The 20,224-nt window shown below is 61.2% G+C and carries 17 protein-coding genes; 12 read left to right on the top strand and 5 right to left on the bottom strand.

The window, feature by feature from the left end; all coding sequences use genetic code 11:
- Together AC2FMN_RS01805 and AC2FMN_RS01800 are read right to left on the bottom strand one after the other, a co-directional pair.
- On the bottom strand, window positions 1–590 hold a 590-nt coding region (locus AC2FMN_RS01805), incomplete at its 3' end, for a glycosyltransferase family 39 protein (RefSeq protein WP_496685719.1).
- A 96-nt stretch (window positions 591–686) separates the two neighbouring features.
- On the bottom strand, window positions 687–2,060 hold the full coding sequence (locus AC2FMN_RS01800; RefSeq protein ID WP_496685716.1) for an arylsulfotransferase family protein: 1,374 nt from the start codon (window positions 2,058–2,060) through the stop codon (window positions 687–689).
- A 456-nt stretch (window positions 2,061–2,516) separates the two neighbouring features.
- On the opposite strand from AC2FMN_RS01800, the gene rfbC reads away from it, so the two are divergent.
- The 5 genes from rfbC to AC2FMN_RS01775 all read left to right on the top strand — a co-directional run bounded on the left by rfbC (window position 2,517) and on the right by AC2FMN_RS01775 (window position 7,166).
- On the top strand, window positions 2,517–3,077 hold the full coding sequence (gene rfbC / locus AC2FMN_RS01795) for a dTDP-4-dehydrorhamnose 3,5-epimerase (protein WP_496684165.1): 561 nt from the start codon (window positions 2,517–2,519) through the stop codon (window positions 3,075–3,077).
- Window positions 3,074–4,114 (top strand): dTDP-glucose 4,6-dehydratase, encoded by a 1,041-nt coding sequence (rfbB, locus tag AC2FMN_RS01790; protein WP_496685714.1) that lies wholly within the window; start codon window positions 3,074–3,076, stop codon window positions 4,112–4,114. The genes rfbC and rfbB overlap by 4 nt, the downstream gene beginning before the upstream one ends.
- Window positions 4,111–4,959: a dTDP-4-dehydrorhamnose reductase gene (gene rfbD, locus AC2FMN_RS01785; protein WP_496685712.1), complete on the top strand. Its 849-nt coding sequence runs from the start codon at window positions 4,111–4,113 to the stop codon at window positions 4,957–4,959. Before rfbB ends, rfbD begins: the two co-directional genes overlap by 4 nt.
- Entirely contained in the window at window positions 4,956–5,831 is an 876-nt protein-coding gene (gene rfbA / locus AC2FMN_RS01780; protein ID WP_496684547.1) for a glucose-1-phosphate thymidylyltransferase RfbA, read from the top strand. Before rfbD ends, rfbA begins: the two co-directional genes overlap by 4 nt.
- 111 nt (window positions 5,832–5,942) lie before the next feature.
- Window positions 5,943–7,166, top strand: a complete 1,224-nt coding sequence (locus tag AC2FMN_RS01775) for an O-fucosyltransferase family protein (protein ID WP_496685710.1) — start codon at window positions 5,943–5,945, stop codon at window positions 7,164–7,166.
- Here the strand turns inward: AC2FMN_RS01775 and AC2FMN_RS01770 are convergent.
- Window positions 7,163–8,773, bottom strand: coding sequence for a GMC family oxidoreductase (locus AC2FMN_RS01770; RefSeq protein ID WP_496685708.1), 1,611 nt, complete (start codon window positions 8,771–8,773; stop codon window positions 7,163–7,165). The genes AC2FMN_RS01775 and AC2FMN_RS01770 overlap by 4 nt on opposite strands.
- A gap of 108 nt (window positions 8,774–8,881) precedes the next feature.
- Here AC2FMN_RS01770 and AC2FMN_RS01765 point away from each other — a divergent pair, with 108 nt between their 5' ends.
- The 4 genes from AC2FMN_RS01765 to AC2FMN_RS01750 all read left to right on the top strand — a co-directional run bounded on the left by AC2FMN_RS01765 (window position 8,882) and on the right by AC2FMN_RS01750 (window position 13,005).
- Complete coding sequence (locus AC2FMN_RS01765; protein WP_490361249.1) at window positions 8,882–10,120, top strand: TRAP transporter substrate-binding protein DctP; 1,239 nt, start codon at window positions 8,882–8,884, stop codon at window positions 10,118–10,120.
- A gap of 70 nt (window positions 10,121–10,190) precedes the next feature.
- Window positions 10,191–10,856, top strand: a complete 666-nt coding sequence (locus tag AC2FMN_RS01760) for a TRAP transporter small permease (RefSeq protein WP_496685706.1) — start codon at window positions 10,191–10,193, stop codon at window positions 10,854–10,856.
- Window positions 10,856–12,214, top strand: coding sequence for a TRAP transporter large permease (locus AC2FMN_RS01755; protein WP_496684027.1), 1,359 nt, complete (start codon window positions 10,856–10,858; stop codon window positions 12,212–12,214). Before AC2FMN_RS01760 ends, AC2FMN_RS01755 begins: the two co-directional genes overlap by 1 nt.
- Window positions 12,215–12,225: 11 nt before the next feature.
- A complete protein-coding gene (locus AC2FMN_RS01750; RefSeq protein ID WP_496685704.1) occupies window positions 12,226–13,005 on the top strand; it encodes an IclR family transcriptional regulator in 780 nt (259 codons plus the stop codon).
- A gap of 60 nt (window positions 13,006–13,065) precedes the next feature.
- On the opposite strand, the gene AC2FMN_RS01745 is transcribed toward AC2FMN_RS01750, so the two are convergent.
- Window positions 13,066–14,121, bottom strand: a complete 1,056-nt coding sequence (locus tag AC2FMN_RS01745) for an NAD-dependent epimerase/dehydratase family protein (RefSeq protein WP_496685702.1) — start codon at window positions 14,119–14,121, stop codon at window positions 13,066–13,068.
- Window positions 14,122–14,371: 250 nt separating this feature from the next.
- Between AC2FMN_RS01745 and AC2FMN_RS01740 the strand changes: the two genes are divergently transcribed.
- The 3 genes from AC2FMN_RS01740 (at window position 14,372) to AC2FMN_RS01730 (ending at window position 18,927) form a co-directional block, all read left to right on the top strand.
- Window positions 14,372–15,805: an oligosaccharide flippase family protein gene (locus AC2FMN_RS01740; RefSeq protein ID WP_496685700.1), complete on the top strand. Its 1,434-nt coding sequence runs from the start codon at window positions 14,372–14,374 to the stop codon at window positions 15,803–15,805.
- Window positions 15,806–15,889: 84 nt separating this feature from the next.
- On the top strand, window positions 15,890–16,657 hold the full coding sequence (locus tag AC2FMN_RS01735) for a TylF/MycF/NovP-related O-methyltransferase (RefSeq protein WP_496685698.1): 768 nt from the start codon (window positions 15,890–15,892) through the stop codon (window positions 16,655–16,657).
- A 65-nt stretch (window positions 16,658–16,722) separates the two neighbouring features.
- Entirely contained in the window at window positions 16,723–18,927 is a 2,205-nt protein-coding gene (locus tag AC2FMN_RS01730) for a hypothetical protein (protein ID WP_496685696.1), read from the top strand.
- 14 nt (window positions 18,928–18,941) lie between these two features.
- Here the strand turns inward: AC2FMN_RS01730 and AC2FMN_RS01725 are convergent, their stop codons facing one another.
- Window positions 18,942–20,075 (bottom strand): right-handed parallel beta-helix repeat-containing protein, encoded by a 1,134-nt coding sequence (locus AC2FMN_RS01725; protein ID WP_496685694.1) that lies wholly within the window; start codon window positions 20,073–20,075, stop codon window positions 18,942–18,944.
- Between the last annotated feature and the right edge of the window lie 149 nt (window positions 20,076–20,224).

The following is a 20,224-nucleotide window of genomic DNA, read 5'->3' as shown; positions in this document are numbered from 1 at the left end:
ATACCGGTGGCCAAAGACAGCAGCCATACCAACCCGAGCGCCACGAAAAAGAACGCCCCGGTCAGATGCGTGAACACGGCGGCTGCGGCGGTCAGGCCAAAGGCGATCCATGTGCCGTATGTCGGGCGGCGCACCCCGCGCAGGAACAGGATGAGGCCCAGAACGCTCCAGAAAGCAAGCTCGGTGTATCCGCGGGCGTTCTGTGAAAACCAGACCTGGTGATAGGACAGCGCCACAAGCAGGGCCGACACATGCGCAACGCGGGTATTTGCGACCTCGCGGGCCAGCCACCAGATCGCAGCCACGGTGCCAACCCCGAATACCAGGGCGGGAAACCGATAGGCCCACGGGGTTTCCCCGAACAGCTGTGCCGACAGCTTGGCCTTCATGCTGAAGAAATAGTGATGGTTCATCGAATACTCGCGCATCATGTCGCCCCAGGGCTGGCGGACATGCGTATCGACGGTCCAGATTTCATCGTACCACAGCGGCCCGTTCAACCCTGCGGTTCTGAGAACGGTGGCCAACAAAAGAATGAACAGAAGGATGCCCAGATCGCTGCGGCCGATTTCCGGTGAGCGCTGTTTCAAAGGCGGTCCTCCACTTGGAAGAGTGATAGTTTGCGGGCCCGCAGCTGCGTCGCAGTCTCAAAACCGAGATCGGCAACCGGATCATCGGCCACGGCATCAAACATCGCAGGATCTTTCCTTGAGTTGAGCCAGAAACCGGTCACCGGATTCGCGGTCCATGATCCGGCTCCAACCCAAATGGTAAATCAGTTCGTTTTCGGCGCGGTTCACATGCTCGACAGCCAACTTGCCGTCAGGGGTGAAGATCATGCTGCGGCCAGACTCGGATTCATCGACATACAGATGACCATCTGGCAGCAGTGTGAATAGGCCGGCGGCCTCGTTCTTGAAGTCCTGTGCATCCAGAACCGCCTGGAAGGGCCGATATGCGGTTTCGGTTTCGAGGTCGAAATAGACGATCTGGCTGGTTCCGTTCACGACCAGTTCGCGCCCGTCTCCGATATCCAGCGAGTTGTTGTTGTAGACCGCAAATGTCTTCTCGTCGATGACGTCAACGTCATGTTGGGCCGCCCACGGGCCTTGATACCACCAGATGATCCGGTCTTCGGACGGGCGAAAAAGCATGATGGTCGAAATGTTGCGCAAGCTCAGCAGGACGTCGCCGCGTTTCCAGTATGGGCCATCTTCGAATATGGGTTCCACATCGTTCAGGTGGATGGGATCCGGGTCGAATTGCTTGGCCAGGATCATGTAGCCCAGCCCCTGTTCCAGCATGACCTTGGTCAGCGAACGGTCATACAGAACCTCTCCATCTGCCGAAAACTGGGTGATGCCTGGATCGAGGTAGTATTTGTTCAGCCCCTCGATGCGCGGAGGCTCGACATAGGCCGAGGACCAGATCGTGCCGTCGAGGCCCGGTTCCGTCGTGTGATGATAGACGCCGTTTTCCAGTGTCCAAACCGGTTCGCCGCACGGTGTCATGCGCACCATGGGGCTGAACATGCTTTTCACCAGAATGTCGCCGTTCTCGAGCGCAAGGGGATGGACGACCTGAAAGCGTTCATTGCGCCAATCGTCATAGTTGATCAGTCGCGAGTCGCGGCTCGTATTGCGAAAAGTATTCTCGAAGTCGAAATCGATGCGATGCACGACCGCACCGGCCTTCAGATCCACCAGTTCCAGAACGTGATGTCCGACATCGCCGTCGTGACGGCTGAAGAACAGGTAAGCGTCCAGCCCGCTGTCCAGTCGTTCATCGAAAAAGGTCCACCCGCTTTTGTCGGGAAACCGACCCGAATTGTTTGTGGCCATGCCCGCCAGGTCGCCTCCGGCCGCCATACGAACCGCCTTGGCGGCTTCGGCTGGAAGGGCCGCGATTTTCAGTGAGACACGGCTGATGGCGCCAAGTCGGTTGTTGCCATAGACGGCATCGCGGACGATGACCCCGAATGCGAATGTCACTAGCAAAAGAAAGACGACGATCAGGGCAACGACCCACATCTCGATCTTCTTGAAAAGAAACTTATCCAACCCGTTACCTCTTCAATCACTGACACAAGCGAACAAACCAATGGATGTCGCGCCAAACGGCGCCCCGTTTCGCTTGGCATTCATGGTAGGAATGTCGCGACACGGTGCAAAGAACAATAATTTCGTCGCTATGGCTTTTCCTTGGCCACAATGGGTGCTTTGGTGCATCAACCCTTACTATTCCATGGCTCCGGCCGACATCCCACCGATGCCGCCGCACTCACTGGGATATTGTTTCTGTATTTCGCACATTTGGTATGCTTTTCGTGAATTGTTTGGGCGCAATGCGAGTGTTCCAAAGCCATCGGCACAATGGCAGACAGCGGTTTGGCAGCATTGCTTGCGCACCTTCAGCACGAAACGCGCCGGATTCCGGAGCTTTCCCACGACATCTGTTTCGTGACAGGCAGGGCCCATATTGGTATGAACGCGCTGTGTTGAATGGGTTTTGAGTACATGCAGATTGAAGAAACCGCCTTGCCCGGTGTCCTGATCCTGACGCCCCGGCGGTTTGGCGATGCGCGGGGTTTCTTTTCCGAGACCTGGAACCGCCGGGTTCTGACCGGGTATGGGATCGATCTGGAATTCGTTCAGGACAATCACTCGGTTTCCGCCGCGGCCGGTACGTTGCGAGGGCTGCACTTTCAGTCGCCGCCGCATGCGCAGGACAAGCTGGTGCGCTGCGGACGTGGCGCGCTGTTCGATGTCGCCGTGGACATCCGCAAGGGGTCGCCGACCTATGGCCGGTGGACGGGGGTTGAATTGACGGCCCAGAACGCAAAGCAATTGCTGGTTCCCAAAGGGTTTCTGCACGGTTTCGTGACGCGCGAACCCGACACCGAAATCTGCTATAAATGCACCGACTATTATGCGCCCGCATGTGACGGAGCCGTGCATTGGAACAGTTGCGGCATTGACTGGGGCCTGACCACCGAGCCGATCGTGTCGGACAAGGACAGGGATGCGCCGGCCTTTTCCCGGTTCGACAGCCCGTTCGTCTGGGAGGGAGCGCCATGAAGCTGTTGGTAACCGGTGGCGCGGGGTTCATCGGATCGGCTGTGGTGCGCCGCGCCATTCGAGACGGACACAAGGTCGTCAATCTGGACGCGTTGACCTATGCGGCCTGCCTGGACAACTTGGCCGAGGTCGCCCAGGACCCGCGCTATAGCTTCGTGAGGGCCGATATTCGCGACCGGGGTGCGCTGGATGCGGCCCTGGACGCACACCGCCCTGATGCGATCATGCACCTCGCCGCCGAAAGCCATGTCGACCGGTCGATAGACGGGCCGGGGGCTTTCATCGACACCAATATCACCGGCACCTACACCTTGCTCGAGGCCGCCCTGGCATATTGGGACGGGCAAGGTCGGCCCGAAGGGTTCCGGTTCCACCATATCTCGACCGACGAGGTCTATGGCTCGCTTGGTCCCGCGGGTCGGTTCACCGAACAGACGCCCTATGATCCGCGTTCGCCCTATTCGGCCAGCAAGGCGGCCAGCGATCACTTGGTGCGCGCCTGGCACGAAACCTACGGCCTGCCCGTGGTGCTGACGAATTGCTCGAACAACTACGGGCCGTTTCACTTCCCCGAAAAGCTGATCCCGGTGGTGATCCTCAATGCGCTGGCGGGCAGGCCCTTGCCCATCTATGGCGACGGGTCGAATGTCAGGGACTGGCTTTTTGTGGAAGACCACGCCGAAGCCCTGCTGCTGGTCGTGGAAAAAGGCCGGGTCGGGCGCAGCTACAACATCGGTGGCGACAGCGAATGCACCAATCTCGAGCTGGTGCGGATGTTATGCGGCATATTGGACCGGCTGCGCCCGGCGTCGCGCCCTTATGCCGAGCTGATGACCTTCGTCGCCGACCGGCCGGGACATGACGCACGCTATGCCATCGATGCGACCCGAATCCGCACCGAGTTGGGCTGGCAACCGTCGGTGACGCTGGCTGAGGGGCTGGAGCGTACCGTCCGCTGGTATCTGGAAAACGAAGCCTGGTGGACGGCGCTGCAAGACCGCAACGGCGTCGGGCAGCGGTTGGGGGTGCGCGCATGACCGTGCTGGTCTTTGGCAGAACCGGGCAGGTGGCGCGTGAACTCGCCCGTCACACCGGCGTGACCTGCCTCGATCGCATGACGGCCGATCTGGAACACCCCGACCAATGCGCCGCGGCGATCCGCGCGGCCGCACCTCGGGCCGTCATCAACGCCGCGGCCTACACCGCAGTCGATCGGGCCGAGGAAGACGAGGCACGCGCCACGGTGATCAACGCCAGCGCACCCGCCGCCATGGCGCGGGAATGTGCGGAGTTGGGTATCCCCTTCGTTTCGATCTCGACGGACTATGTGTTTGACGGATCGGGCATGTCGCCGCGCAAGCCCAGCGATCCGACCGGCCCGTTGGGGGCCTATGGCCGGTCAAAGCTGGCGGGTGAACGGGGCATCGCGCGGGCAGGGGGGGCGTACGGCATTCTGCGCACCTCCTGGGTGGTCTCGGCCCATGGCGACAACTTCGTAAAGACGATGCTGCGCCTGGGGGCCGACCGAAGCCGGCTGAATGTCGTTTCCGACCAGATCGGCGGGCCGACCCCGGCCCGTGACATCGCACGCGCCTGTCTCGAGATGGCGCGGCAGCTGGCCGACGATCCGGGCAAGGCCGGCATCTATCACTTTGCGGGCGCGCCCGATATCAGCTGGGCCGGGTTCGCACGGGCGATTTTCCACACCGCGGGTCTAACCTGTGACGTCGTTGACATCCCCACGTCCGAATATCCGACACCGGCGCGGCGGCCGTTGAATTCCCGGCTGGATTGTTCCTCACTCGAGGCGTGTTTTTCCATTCCCCGCCCCGATTGGCGGGCGGGTCTGAAAGATATTCTGAACGATTTGGAAATGGTATGACGAGCGGGCGAAAAGGCATCATTCTTGCGGGCGGATCGGGCACGCGGCTTTATCCGATCACGATGGCCGTGTCCAAGCAGCTGTTGCCGCTGTATGACAAACCCATGATCTATTACCCGCTGACGGTTCTGATGTTGGCGGGTATCCGCGATATCTGCGTCATCACCACCCCGCAGGATCAGGACCAATTCATACGCACCTTGGGCGACGGCAGCCAGTGGGGCGTATCCCTGACCTATGTCGTGCAGCCGAGCCCCGACGGTCTGGCGCAGGCGTTCATTCTGGCCGAAGATTTCCTGGACGGCGCACCCTCGGCCCTGGTTCTGGGAGACAACATCTTTTTCGGACATGGTCTGCCCAGACTGCTGGCGGCCGCGGACCGTCAGGCCGAGGGCGGGACGGTTTTTGGGTACCACGTGGCCGATCCGTCGCGATACGGCGTGGTTGCCTTCGACTCGGACGGGCAGGCGCGCGAAATCATCGAAAAACCCGCTGACCCGCCTTCGAACTATGCGGTGACCGGGCTGTATTTTCTGGATGGTACCGCCCCCGAACGGGCGCGTCGGGTCCGACCCTCGGCACGCGGAGAGTTCGAGATCACCGACCTGTTGCAGATGTATCTGGCCGAGGGACGGCTGCGGGTCGAGACGATGGGGCGGGGCTATGCCTGGCTGGACACGGGCACCCATGCCAGCCTGCTGGATGCGGGCAATTTCGTCCGCACGCTGGAAGAACGCCAAGGCCTGCAGACCGGCTGCCCCGAAGAGATCGCTTGGCAACTGGGGTGGATCAACGAAGAACAGCTGCGCCGGCGCGCCGAGATGTTCGCCAAGAATGACTATGGGGCCTATCTGGACAGGTTGTTGAAATGAAAATGTTTTTGGTGCCGTCTCTGGGTTGGCTGGTGCGCGGGTTCCACCTGCGGTGGACGCGGCAATATCCGTTCCGTTTGTTGTATTGTTGAAAAGGTTGAGTGTTGGCCGATGAAATCTGGTGAATTTGAGTATCTGTTGATCTGCAACACCTCTGACGGGTTGGTGGCGCAGCTCAACGGGGTGGTCGTGCAATTGCAGTTCGCCCGCCGGATGGGCCTGAAGCCGATCATCCATCTGCACGAACGCAGCTATATGTTCGGGGGCCCCAACCCCTATTTCGATGCCGAGACCGGCCCCAACGTGTGGGATTACTACTACGAACCCGTTGGCGCGTCGGGCTCTGACCTGCAGGCGCTGGTGCGCTCCGGCAAGGTCTGCACCCTGTCAACGGCCTCCGAACTCATGCGGCTGTACCGATGGGAGCCCAGAAGCTGGTTCATGAACCCCTATGGCTATTTCCGCAGCGTGGAAAACCGTGCCGACGGTACATATCCGGCCGCCTGGTGGCACGAGGAACGCCAGAAGATGCGAACCTTGCTGGACGACGGGACCGTGCGGTTCCGGTCGTCGTTGCTGAGCCAGGCCGAGCGCTTTGCCCGCGCCAAGTTCCCAGAACATACGCTTGGGCTGCAGTTGCGCGGCTCGGACAAGTTCGATTTCGGAGTCGGACCGAATCTGTCGCGCAAGGTCGTGCCCGAGGAGTATTTTCCGGTGATCGATCGCTACCTTGCGGACCATCCCGATTGCGGGGGTATCTTCGTCGCCACGGATCAGCGGCAGTGGCTGAAGGTTCTCGAGGAAGCCTATCCGGGCAAGATCATCTCGTATTCCGAGAAATCCCTGAGCGACTCCGATGCCAACCGGTTCCATGACGCCGAAGAGAAGGCCGCGCGTGGCGCCGAGGTGCTGATGGATCTGCTGCTGTTGTCCCGCTGTGACTACATCGTCAAATGCCACGCGGCGGTGGGTGAAATGGCGGTGACCCTCAACCCCGACGTCGACTTCGTCGACCTGAACTATGCCCACCAGCCGATGGTGGCCCGGCCCAAGTCCCTGCACGCGGTGGCCGTGCCCTGCATCCGGGCGCTGAGCACGCTTTGGCGGGTGTTGTCCGAAAACGGAATGGCGCTCGAGCGGGTGGTCTCCGTTCGGGACGAGGTCGTCATGGTGGGCCGGACGCCGCGGCCGCTGAACACCAAGCGCGAAGAAGGCCAAAAGGCCCCGCGGCCGCCGATGTTTTCGCGACGCTTCGTCTCGGACGGGTTCGACTGGGCGCTGCGGACACTTGCGGCGCAGTGCTATGCCTATGCCGAGCGCCCGTCCTCGCGCTAGGGGGTGTGGCGCCTAGCTTTTCCCAGCACCAGGTCGCTGGCTTTTTCGCCGATCATAATGGCCGGGGCGTTGGTGTTTCCGCTGACGATTTCCGGCATGATCGAACAATCGGCCACCCGCAGACCGCCGATTCCGTGCACCCGCAGCCGGGCGTCCACCACCGCTTGTGGCGTCGACCCCATCGCACAGGTTCCGGTCGGGTGATAGATCGAGACGGAATTCGACCGGGCCCAGTCCAGCGTGCCCTCGTAGTCGTCCAGCGGTAGGTCCGACCTGGGTCTGAACTCCTCGGAAATCTTCGAAGCCAGCGGATTGTGCCGTGCTATCCTGCGCGCGATCTTGATGCCGTCGACGATGGTTCGGCAATCGGTTTCAGTTGACAGATAGTTCGGAACGATCTTGACGTATGACGTTGGGTCCGGCCCGTCGAGCCGCAGCTCTCCGCGGCTTTCGGGGCGCAGTTGGCACACCGACATCGTGAAAGCCGAGAACGGATGCACGCCCTCGCCCGGGCTGTCGGCCGACCAGGGCTGGACATGGAACTGGATGTCGGGGGTTTCGATCTCGGGGCGGGTCTTCAGGAAACCGGTGGCCAGGCTGGCCGCCATGGTCATGGGGCCGGTGCGGAACAGGGCGTATTTCAGGGCGATCCGGGCTTGGTTGAACAGGCTGCGCACCTCGTCGTTCAACGTGGGTTCGTTGCATTTGAACACCAGCCGGGCCTGCAGGTGATCCTGCAGACCCTTGCCGACGCCGGGCAGGGCGTGGATCGGTTCGATCCCGTTGTCCTTCAGGTGTTCGGGATCACCGATTCCGGACAGCATCAGGATTTGGGGCGAGTTGATCGCGCCGCCCGACAGGATGACCTCGCGCCGGACCCGCAACTTTTGTTCGGCGCCGGTCCGGTCGCGATAAGTCAGACCCACGGCCTGTTTGCCCTCCAGCAGGATCCGCGTCACCAGGGCGTGGGTGATGATGTTCAGGTTCGGCCGCTTGCGGATCGGCTTCAGATAGGCCACGGCCGCGCTGCACCGCCGCCCGTTGCGGGTGGTCAGCTGGAAATAGCCGACGCCCTCTTGCGTGGCGCCGTTGTAGTCGGGGTTGAACGGATAGCCCGCCGCCTGCGCCGCGGCGACCCAGGCATCGCAGATCGGGCGCTGGATGCGCATGTTGGACACCGACAGCGGGCCGCCCGTTCCGTGATAGTCGTCAGCACCCCGTTCCTGATCCTCGCTGCGTTTGAACAGGGGCAGAACGTCCTCCCAGCCCCAGCCCGCGTTGCCCATCTGGCGCCAGCGGTCATAATCCTGTTTCTGTCCGCGCACATACAGCAGCCCGTTCAGCGAAGACGAACCACCCAGGACCTTGCCGCGCGGCCAGTCAATCGAACGGCCGTTCAGGCCCGGATCGGGTTCGGTGCGGTAACACCAGTCGACCGACGGGTTGTGCATCGTCTTGAAATAGCCGACAGGGATGTGAATCCACGGGTTGGTGTCCGGACCGCCGGCCTCGAGCAACGCGACGCGCGTACCGGGATCGGCGCTGAGGCGATTGGCGATGACACAGCCCGAAGATCCAGCCCCGACAATCGCGTAATCAACCTCCATCATCGCCTCCTTTTGCTGCCGATGAAAAAAACTCTATGCAAAACGCATCAACTAAACTAGCATTTTTTGATACATAACGTCTCAAAAATTGCGATAGGGAGGATGGCAATGGAGATCGGACGGAAACTGAGTGGAATTTCCCGGAGGGATTTTTTCCGCGTCGCTGGACGCTACGGGATGAGCTCGACCCTTTTGGCCGCAGGCGGATTCGGAGGGGCGATGAGCTTGGCCAACCTAGCCCAAGCGGCTGAATCTACATATGAGAAGAGGTTCTCGAAAGAACCCAAGCACACGCTGAAATTTGGTGCGGCGGGGTTCAACACGCGCAACCTGCTGATCGAGCGCGCCGGAGCGATCGAATTCGCGCGCGATCTGGAAGAGCGCACGGATGGCGAGATTCGCATCGAGTTCATCGGCGACAACCAGATCTGCGGGCAGCTGAGCTGTGTCGAGAAGACCCAGCAGGGAATCGTCGACATCTATGCGGCCTCGACCCAGAATTCGGCCGGCGGAGCGCCTTATCTGAACGTTCTGGATTATGCCTACATGTTCCCCAGCCGGGCTGCGCAATATCATTTCTTCTATAGCCCGGCCAGCCAGCGCATCCTGCGCGACCCGCTTGAAAAGCGCCACGGGCTGAAATTCCTGTTCACACATTGCGAACTGCGGGGCCTGCAGATGGGATCGACCTTCGCCGACAAGCCGACGGTTACCAAGCTCGAGGAGCTGTTCGGCACCAAGAACCGCGTGACCGGCACCCAACTGGGCCGGATTGCCATGCAGCTTCTGAACCTAAATCCGGTGCCCGTCGCGTGGGAGGAAACGTTGGACGCACTGAAAACCGGCCTGATCGACGGGGCCGAGACCTGGGCTTCGGCTGTGGCCTATGCCAACATGGCGCCGGTCGTGTCGCAGTCGGTCAACCTGCAGTTCTTCTGCGGCACCGAACACACCTCGATGTCGGCCAAGGTGTTCGACAGTCTGGGCGGTGAGTTGCAGGACGCGGTGATGGAGTCGGCCTATTTCACGCAGGCCCTGATCCAGGGGGCGAACGAAGCCGCGCTGGTCAATACCGTGGGCTTCTCGGACCCGCAGCTGCCCAACACGATTTTTGCCGAGAACGGCGTGCGCCCGGCCTTCCTGCCGGACGATCAGCTGAAGCTGGCCGAGGAAATGTGTGCTCCGAACTACAATCCTGAACCCTGGGCCGAATGGCGCGAGCGGCTGAACAAATGGGCCGGCGGCATCGACACCTATCAAGAGATCTACGATATCGCGCGCGAGATCCCGGCCGACACGCTGCCGGAAAACGTCGAACCGCGCCGTTGGTGGAAGGGCGAAGCCTGACCAGGGCTGACAGGACCGGCCTGCATCGGCGGGCCGGTTTTATCGGGGACCGATTGGGAGGACGGGGTTCATGTCGTTTTGGGCAGATGTCGGCGCGATTTTCGGTGCCTTGCTCAGCAGGGATTCATTCGAGATTCAATCAGCCTTGCGGTCAGACGCCGCCTGGGCCGTGGGCGCGGTGGCGGCGGCGTTGGGGGGGCTGTTGGTCATGTTCGTCTATCGCAAGGTTCCATTCATCGAACGCCATTTCGAGCGGTCGGTCATGGTGTATTCCTATCTTGCGATCGCACTGATCATTTTCTGGGGCGTGATCGACCGTTTCGTGTTTAACGATCAGGAGCCTTGGTCGACCACCATTCCGCCGCTGCTGTTCATGGTGATGGCGTGGTTCGGCGCCTCGTACAACGTGCGGCTGCGCACCCATCTGAGCTTCAGCGAATTCCGGTCGGCCATGCCGCGCGGCGGGCAGTTGGCCTGCCTGATCTTGGATGCTGTTCTGTGGTACGGGTTTGCCGTGATCGTCATCGTGACGACCTCGCGTCTGGTGGCGTTGTCGGCGTCGAATTTCCAGATCGTGCTGGGCACCGACAACGTGATGCAGTGGTGGTTTCTGCTGACTGCGCCGCTGTCCTTCTTCCTGATGGTCGGCAGGGTGTTCCAAAACCTTGCCGACGATCTGCACAACTGGAAAACCGGGCAGCCGCTGATCCAGCAAGCCGTGATCGGAGCAGACTGATGACCGATGGAACTTGGGTTACACTGATTTCGCTTGGGGTGACGTTCCTGTTCATGCTGGGCGTGCCCGTGCTGCTGGTCATAGGCTATTGGGTGGTCGGCTGTTCCTTCGTGCTGGGGCTGACGCTCGACAACATGGGGGCCGAGTTGCTCAACGTGTTCAACAAGGGCTTTGCGCTGCTGGCGATGCCGCTGTTCATCCTGACGGGTGATCTGATCAACAAATCCGGCATCGCCCGAAGGCTGAGCGATTTCGCCTATGCTTGTCTGGGATGGATACGCGGCGGTCTGGCCATGGCCTCGTTGGGGGCCTGTGGTCTGTTTGCCGCCATATCGGGGTCGAACTCGGCCACCACCGCGACGATCGGGTCCATGCTGCACCCCGAGATGGTCAAGGGCGGCTATGACGAGCGGTTCAGCGCCGCCACCGCCGCGGCCGGCGGCACGGTCGGCATCATCATCCCGCCGTCGATCATCTTCATCGTCTATGGGTTTCTGATGAACCTGCCGATTTCCGAGCTGTTCGTGGCTGGCATCCTGCCCGGCGCGCTGATGGTGATCGGGATGCAGTTTGCCTGCTGGGTCATCTGCCGCATGAACGGTTGGGGCCATCTGATTCCGCTGCAGATGAACCGCATCCTGAAAACCGCCTTTGGCGCCTGGCTGGGGTTCTTTGCCATAGGGCTGGTTCTGTGGGGGATCTACACGGGCAAGTTCTCTCCGACCGAGGCCGCGGGGGTTACCGTCGGGTTCTGCGTGATCGCCGGTCTGGTCAGCCACCCGATCAACCGGATCATGGGCGCGCGTGGCGACATTTCCCCCACCGAAAAAAGCTTTGCCGAGATGATCGTGGTCGAAGGCTTCACCATCCCCGAGATCCCCTCGATCGTGATCCGGTCGGCGCAGATCACCGGCATCCTGGCCCCCCTGATCGCGATTTCCGTCGTGATGCAGCAGATCCTGTCTCTGCTGGGGGCCCAGCAGACGATCGGAGATTTCGTGACCTCGATGGGCGGCTATCACGCGGTGCTGTTCACCTCGATGGTGATCGTGTTCTTTTCGGGGATGGTCCTCGAAAGCCTGCCGGTGACAATCATTCTGGCTCCGATCCTGGCCCCGATCGCAGCGTCGGTGGGTGTGGACCCGATCCATTTCTCTGTCATTTTCCTAGTCGGCGCGTCGATCGGCTTCATCACGCCGCCCTATGGGCTGAACCTCTATGTGGCCTCGGGCGTGACCGGGGTGCCGTATTTCCGCCTTCTGCGCTATACGGTGCCTTATCTGGTGGCCTTGCTTTCGGTCTGGTTCCTAGTGGCGATGGTTCCCGATTTGGCCTTGATCCTGCTGCCGAACAACTGAACAGTGGCCGGATGACAGACCCCGAGGCAACCGAACGCGACACGCAGATTCCCCCCAACCTGCGCCTGCTGGTCATTCTAGAGGAGGTGGCCCGGCGCGGAGTGGCGATGCGGCCGGCCGACCTGATCGAGACGCTCGGCCTAGCCAAGCCAACCGTTCACCGGCTGCTGCAGACGGCCGAGGCCGAGGGGTTTCTGCAGCGCGACCTCGATGGCCGTTCATACGGTCCGGGGCCAAGGCTGCGGCGCCTTGCGGTCAATACCATCTCGGCCGAACATCTGCGCACCGCGCGGCTTGCGATCCTGCGGGGGGTGGCGGACGAAATCGGAGAAACCTGCAACCTGGCCATCCCCGACCGCGAGGGGATGATCTATCTGGATAGGGTCGAGACCAAGTGGCCCCTGCGCATTCAGTTGCCGATCGGGACGCAAGTGCCGTTTCATTGCACTGCCAGCGGCAAGATGTATCTGTCCACCCTGCGGCAGAAGCCGCTGAATGGGGTCCTGTCCGGACGCCCGCTGCAGCCCCGGACCCAGCGGACCATGACCGACCCGAATGCCTTGCGGGCCGAGATGGAGAAAATCCGCAGCCAAGGGTATTCGACCGACGATGAAGAATTCATGACCGGAATGGCGGCGGTTGCCGTACCGGTCCGGGACAGGCGCCAGCGCCTGGTGGCCACCCTGTCGGTTCACGCCCCGACCCAGCGCCACGATCTGTCCGGCCTGCTGGGGTTTCTGGACGTGCTGCGCGACGGGTCCGAGCGGCTGTCGGCCTTGCTGAATGACTGATATCACCCTCTGCGGGCCAAGGCCGGATCGCCCCCCCAGGTGCCCGACCCGGACGCGCGTTCAGTTTGCGGCCGCGGTTTTCAGTCCGGGCTTTTCCAAGCCGCGCTCGGTCAATGACTCTTCGAAATCCTTGGCCAGGGCATCGCGGTCATGCGATGCGAAATACCAGCGGATCGTGCGGTCGAGCCCGTCCGAGAAGGTGACCTTGGGCTCCCAATCCAGCAGCTTTTTGGCCAGGCTGTTGTCGGCCACACGGTTGTAGGGGCCGGTGGGTTTGCTCAGGTCTCGCTGGATCTCGGCGTCGAGCTGCGTCCGTTCGAGGATCATTTTGGCCGCCTGCAGAACCGAGGTACGCTCCATCGTGCCGAGATTGACCGCGGTGCCGTCCTCGATCCGTTCAGCCGCGCGGATCGTGCCTTCGACGATGTCCGATACATAGGTCCAGTTGCGAATCTGTTCGCCGGTGCCCCACACGACAAATGGGTTCTGCTGCAGAAAGGCCCGCCCGATCATCGCCACGACCGCATGGTTGGCCGGGCAACGTTCGCCATAGGCCGTGAAATACCGCACCGAGGCGCATTTGAAGCCATGCTCCTCGTGATAGGCTTTCAGCGAAAGCTCGGCCATGAGCTTGGCCCAGCCATACAGATCGTCGGCCTCGTAAGGCGGTTTGACCAGATCTTCGGTCAGGTACAGGGTTTCACTCGGATCGGCCTGGATGCTGGTCGGATAGACGCAACCTGACGAGGCAAAGGTAAACTGCTCTACCCCCGCCTTGTGGGCTTCGCGGATCATGATGCTGTCCAGCGCCAGGTTGGTCGAACAGGCGGCCTGGTGGGTGCTGATATATCCCCGTCCGCCATGGGTCGCGGCCAGGTGGAACACGACATTCATGTCAGCGACGGCCTCGGCTGCGGTGGTCGGGTCCAGCAGGTCGGCCTCGCGAAATTCGACGCGGCCACTGTTCAGGACGTCATCCAGATTTTCGCGGATGCCGCTGGACAGGTCATCGACCGCCCGAACATATGCGCCGCGCTCGACCAGGCTTTCCACAAGGTGGGATCCGATGAAAGAACACCCGCCGGTGACGAGCACGTTCTTCTTAGACCAATCCATTTTCAAATCCTTTCAAACCAATTCAATCAGTATACTCACCAAGGGTCTCTCTGCCTGCAGGGCCGCGACAGAAAGGCCGAAACGTCCGAGACGCACCTTAAAACTCTGACCGCAAATCATTCACCCGTCAACACGGGCGATTGACAGGTTCGGACCGGTATGCACGCATTTGCTTCAGGTCTCTGGCCCGCCCGGTTTTGATGGCTGCGGGGCAGGGACCAAGAAAGCGATCGGCGGCAGCGGGAAACCAATGAAACGGCAGTTCACCCAGAACGTGGCATGGAGCACGGTCGCCAGCTGGCTCGAACAAATCGCGGCAGCGCTTATTTTTCTGGTGATTGCCAAGCTCATCGGCGTGGAAAGCTTTGGCGTGGTGTCCATGGCTTTTGCCTTCCTGTTTCTGGGCGAATTTCTGGTGCGCGATACGATCACCGAAGGCATCGTCGCACGCGAGGTCATCGAGCCCGGGCGGCTTGAGGCCACATGGGTTGTTCTGCTGGGGCTGGCCGTCGCGATCGTTCTGATTTTGACGACAATCGCCAACATCGCGGCGTTTGTTTACCAAGAGCCCATCGTCAAACCCTTGTTGATGGCCGCCAGTCCGACGGTCTTGATGATAGCCGCCGCCGGGGTGCCGACAGCCTTGCTCCGGCGCCAGCTGGCCTTCAAGGCGCTGGCCATTCGCACTATCGCCGGCGTGGCGGCCGGCGGAGTGGTGGGCATCACCATGGCGGCCAAGGGTTTTGGTGCCTGGAGCCTTGTTGGCCAACGGCTGACGGAAATCGGTGTGAACAGTCTACTGGCATTCCTGGCGGCGGGTTGGGTGCCCAAGAAATGGCCGTCGCGATCCGATTTCGCCATGGTGAAGGGGCTGGGGGCGCAAGTTCTGCGGCTGCGGTTTATCACCCTTGTGATTCTTCAGACACCCACTGTGATGCTGGGATACATGGCCGATCCGCGAGCCGTCGGCCTGTTCGCCTTTGCGGCCCGACTGTCCGAGATCGTTTTGACCGTGTTCGTCAAAAGTCTGCAGGGGGTCGGGCAACCGGCAATCGCGGCGCTGCGGCGCAGCCGGCAGTCGACGGCGGATTTCTACCTCGACCTGATCGAGCTGGCCGCACTCAGCGGTTTTGTCGCCTATACCGGGCTGGCTTTGATCGCCTTTCCGCTGGTCGATCTTTTGCTGGGTCCCGAATGGCATGAAGCCAGCCGCATCCTGCCGTTCCTGTGCCTGGCCTATGCAATCATTGCGCTGAGTTCGATCCAGGAGGCTTACCTGCTGGCGCTCGACAGGGTGCAGCCGCTTCTTTGGGCTGCTTGGGCCGAGGCGGTGCTGGGCCTCGTCTTGATCGGACTGGCCAGCCAATTCGGGCCGGTCACGGCCGCGGCAGCGGTGGCGCTGCGCGCGCTTCTGGCGTTTCCGCTGCGGATGCGGGCCGCGCACGCCCCCGAGGCAATCAGACCCATTCAGTTCTGCAAGATGCTGGTCGCGCCGTTGCTGTTGGCTGCGGGGATGGCCGTTGTAGTGGGCGGCTGGCGGCTGGCCATGCTGGGGCGTATCCCCGATGCGATCTATGTCGCCGCGGCCATCGGGATCGGCGTGGTATCGACAGGGGTTATTCTGCTGGGCTTCATGCCGCGTGCGGTGGACCGGTTGCGGGCGTTTCTGAACAGCCCGCCATAAAGGAAAGGGTGCAGTTCGCCGGATTGTGCCCTAAGCTTGTTTGAATTCGTTTTGGTAAGGTTTTGGTATGAGTGTGAGGACGTGATGATCGATTGGATCAAGAAAAAGCTGTTTCTGGTGAAATGGGGCCGCGTGGCGCGCAAATGGCCAGTCGAACGGCTGATGGCCACGACCGATCTGGACCTCACTGATGATGAAATCGCCGAGATGAAATGGGGCATCCATTCGTGGCGGCAGCTGATTCCCTGGTATCTTGCGCGATTTGATACGCTGAAAGACAAGCGTCAGTTCTACTGTTTCGGCGTTGCCCATGGAAGCACAGTAGAAGGGCTGGTCATGGGCCTGCAGAACCGCGACATGGAGATTCCGTTCATGCACCTGTTCGACTCGTTCGAAGGTCTGCCCCAGGAAGACCCGGGTATCCAGGTTCCGGCGGTGTGGAATGTAGGTGCCTTCTCCGCGCCGCTGCCCGAGCTGAAGAAAAAGCTGGCCGCTATGGACATGACGGACGATCGATGCGCGATCCACCAGGGGTGGTTTTCCGAAACGCTGCGCCCCGAACTGGTGGAAAGCGGCGTCTTTCAGCCCGCGGCCTATGTCGATATCGATGCCGACCTCTACAACAGCACGATGGATGTTCTGGACTTCATGTTCCAACACCGCCTGATCCGCCCGGGAACGCTGATCGGCTATGACGACTGGGGCGACACCGATCTTTGGACCGCTGGCGAAAGCCGGGCACACAAGGAGATCGTCGAAAAATACGACGTGAAATGCGCCCAGCTGTTTTCCTGGGGCGAACCGCCGTTGATCCGCAAGCTGTTTCTGGTCGTCGACGTCGGAGCAAGTTGACGGGGCTCCGGGTGCTCTGGCCCAGGGATTCTGACAAACCGGTTGCGCAAAACGGGAGGGGTGCAATGGAAGACAACATGCAAGCTTCGAGCCGGGCCGAGGCCTGGCCATTCGGGGCGATCCGGGTTGTCGTGGCGATGCTGGCCCTGGGCTTGTTTGCCTTTGCGCTTTGGGGTGCGCTGGACCTATCCGTGCTCCGACGCGTGGAATGCTGGTGGCTCATGGTCGCGGCCGTGGCGCTGTTCGGGGTCGCGTTGACGCTGGGCACGCCCTGGCAGGCGGCCGGGTTGACGGCGGCAACCTTCCTTGTGGGGTTCGGCGCTCAGCTTGCAGTCCGAGAGCCAACGTGGTTTCAGAACGTCCGCTTCCGGTCCGACGTCTTTTCCGTGGCAATGATGGGGGCCGTGTTGGCGCAGTCCGCCGTCGCGGCCCTGGTCCTGTTCAAACATCGCGCGCTGGCCGAGGCGCCACGGGTGCTGCGCGATCTGGGCGTTCTTCGGGTGGCGATCTTCCTGGCCATTCTGGTGATCGCTGCAAAGGGCGCGATGGGCTTCGTAGCGACCGAAAACTATCCCCGGCTGGTCAAACATGTCGTCATCGGTTCGGCCTTCATCGGCATCAACCTGGGCAGCTTCCTCGCTATCATGATGTCCCTGCCAGCGCATAGGTTGCGCGACCTGTCCCAGCGGGTCGCGCGAAACCTCAGCCTGCCGGGCAGCGGCGATCAGGTCCGAAGGCTCGACAGGGCTGTCCCGATCTGTGGGGCGGTCTTTCTGTTGCTGATGTCCCTTCTGGTCAGTCTGGCCGCTTTGGAGGGCGTCCCGCACCTGGACGATATTCTGTACCAGTTCCACGCCCGCTATCTTGCGGATGGGCTGCTGACCCTGCCGGTGCCGCCATCGACCCAGGCTTTCGACCACTATCTGATGGATACCTATCAGGACCGCTGGTTCGTCACGACCTTCCCGGGCTGGGCGGCAGCCCTGGCGCTGGGGGTCAAGCTGGGGGCGCCTTGGCTGGTCAATCCGGTTCTGGCTGGCATCAGCGTTCTGCTGCTGCACGTCTTTACCCGCAAGATGACCGACCGGGGCACGGCCAACCTGGTGGTTCTGCTCATGGCCGTATCGCCCTGGATCATCTCGATGGCGGCTACTCAGTTGATCCACACCTTTACTTACGCACTGGTTCTGGGGGCCTGGGTCCTTCTGCTGAAGGCCCGGGAAAAGCCGTCTGTGATTTTTCCGTTCATCGCCGGCGCGCTGATGGGGTGGCTGCTGATGACACGGCCGTTGGAAGGGTTGTTCATGGGGGTTCTGACCGGGCTTTGGACGCTGACATTCCTTGCGGACCGGCGGCATTGGCGCACGGTTCTGGCCTATGGGTTGGGCTGTATCGTCGTGGGCGGGCTGATTTTTCCCTACAACGCCTATCTGACCGGCGACCCGCTGACCACGCCGTTGAACGCCTATTACGAAGAATATTGGGGGCCGGGATCCAACGCGCTTGGCTTCGGGCCGGATATCGGCGCGCCGGACTGGGGCAATGTCGATGTCTTTCCCGGGCACAGCCCGCTTGAGGGGCTGATCAACAGCCAGCAAAACCTCTATGAACTGAACTTTTCGCTGTTCGGTTGGGGTGGAGCCTCGCTGGCCTTTGTGCTGTTCTTCGTCTTGTGGGGCCGTTGGAGCAGATTTGCCGGCGGGATGGCGTTGATCGTCGTGACCACGATCTGCCTGTACGCGCTGTTCTGGTTCTATGGCGGCTATTTCGCCGGGCCGCGATACTGGTTCATGACCAGCGTCCCGCTGTTGATCCTGACGGCATTGGGGATCACGACGGCTGCGCGCAGGTTTTCGCAACTGTACCCCGACGGGCTGGCGCAGCAGCGGCTCGGCGCGGGCGTCGCGTTTCTCTGCCTGTGCTCGGTTCTGGTGTTCGAAAGCTGGCTGGGCTTCAACCGGTATCCCGAAATCAACGGGTATCACGACGAATTCGAAACGCTGGCCCGTCAGGATGCATACCGCAACAGCCTTATGTTTATTTCGACCGATGCAGACCGGGAATACGGTAGCGCCTTCTGGCTGAACGATTTCACCCCGGGCGCAGACAGCCCGTTGTTTGCGATGGACTTGGGGCCGGAAAGCAACCGGACCGTTGCCGCTGCCTATCCAGGACGTGCGATCTATTTCCTGAAAGGGCGATCCAGCGATCAGGATCATGTGGTCTTCACCCGAGGCCCGATCTCCGCCTCTGAACTCGAACAGCCGTGACGAAATCGGCCGAACTAGCGGGTCGGATAGGTCTCTACCAGCGGTGACCCTGCGTCGAGCTGGTCGATCAGGCCACCGGGGCGCACGCCGTATTCATTGTAGCCGTCGGTTGCTCCGGTGGCATAGTAGATGAACTCACGGTCGTAGTATCCGGGCGCCGAGGGGGATTGATCCTGAATGAGGGCGTTGTTCAGAACGACCCAGTCGGGTTGGTTCTTGTAGCCGATGATGCCTGCAACGGCGTTCTGTTCGATCACGACATATCGTGATGCGGAAACATTGATCCGCGGGATTGTAACCTTGCCGGTTTCCGCGCGGCGCACCCGAATGACCGAATTCTTTCGAATGGACAGGTTGTCGATACCATGAACCGAAATTCCATGCGTGTGCGCATTGTAGATAACGTTGTTTTCGATCAGGACGTTCTGATGGCGCAGCATCGGATCGGCCAGGTTCTTTCGGTCGCCGCCCATCCATATGGTCTGGGCATAGTCGCCGGCGCCCATGTCAAAGATATTGTCCCGTATCGTGATGTTCGTGCTGCGCCGGTTCGAACTGCGCAGGATCTGCACCATGTCGCGATGGTCCTTGTTGCCCTTCACGCCCCGGAAATTGTGCATCCGGTTGGCTTCGATCACCAACCCGTCGATCACTCCCAGCGCTATGCCGTCCGATCGGATGTCCGAGAAATCATTGCCCCGGATGGTCAGGTCGACGACGCTGTCACCTGTCAGTGCCTTCCACCATTTGCGAAAGACCGAGCCGGAAATGGAAATCTTGGCGCTGTCCCGGATGCGCAGCCCCCGACCATGGCCGGCCCCAGCCCTGTGCCCTCCATCAAAAACCGAATTGGTGATAGTGATGCCCCGACTGTTCAGGATGCTGAAACGGTTGGCCGAGTCCTTTTCGCCCTGCGAATACTCGTAGTCAAAGACCAATCCATCAAGAACCAGGTTCCCCGCGGCATCGATCCTCAGTTCGGTAAAGCAGGCAGGTGACGCCGCAGATGCCGACCGAAGCGTGACCGGCGCCTTGAACGCCCTTTTGACCTTCAGCGCACCGTAGTTCCCGGCCTGCAAGACAATTACCTCACCCCCGGTGGCCGTTTTCAGCGCGCTTGACAGGGCGTTTGCGTCCGCGATGGCCAAGCTCTTTATCGTCGCGGGCCCAAGTGCTGGAACGGTGTGACCGTTGCAGGTCGAAGAGGCCGCGGCGGTGCGTCCAGGCTGCAGGGCGCACACACCCGCGATTAGGGTGAGAACTCGCAACAATAAACACATTTGAAACCTATTTGTCT

This window comes from Ruegeria sp. BHSC037, assembly GCF_059613045.1.
Note: the sequence above shows the minus strand (reverse complement) of the source record. Positions and strands in the feature narration are given on the sequence as shown.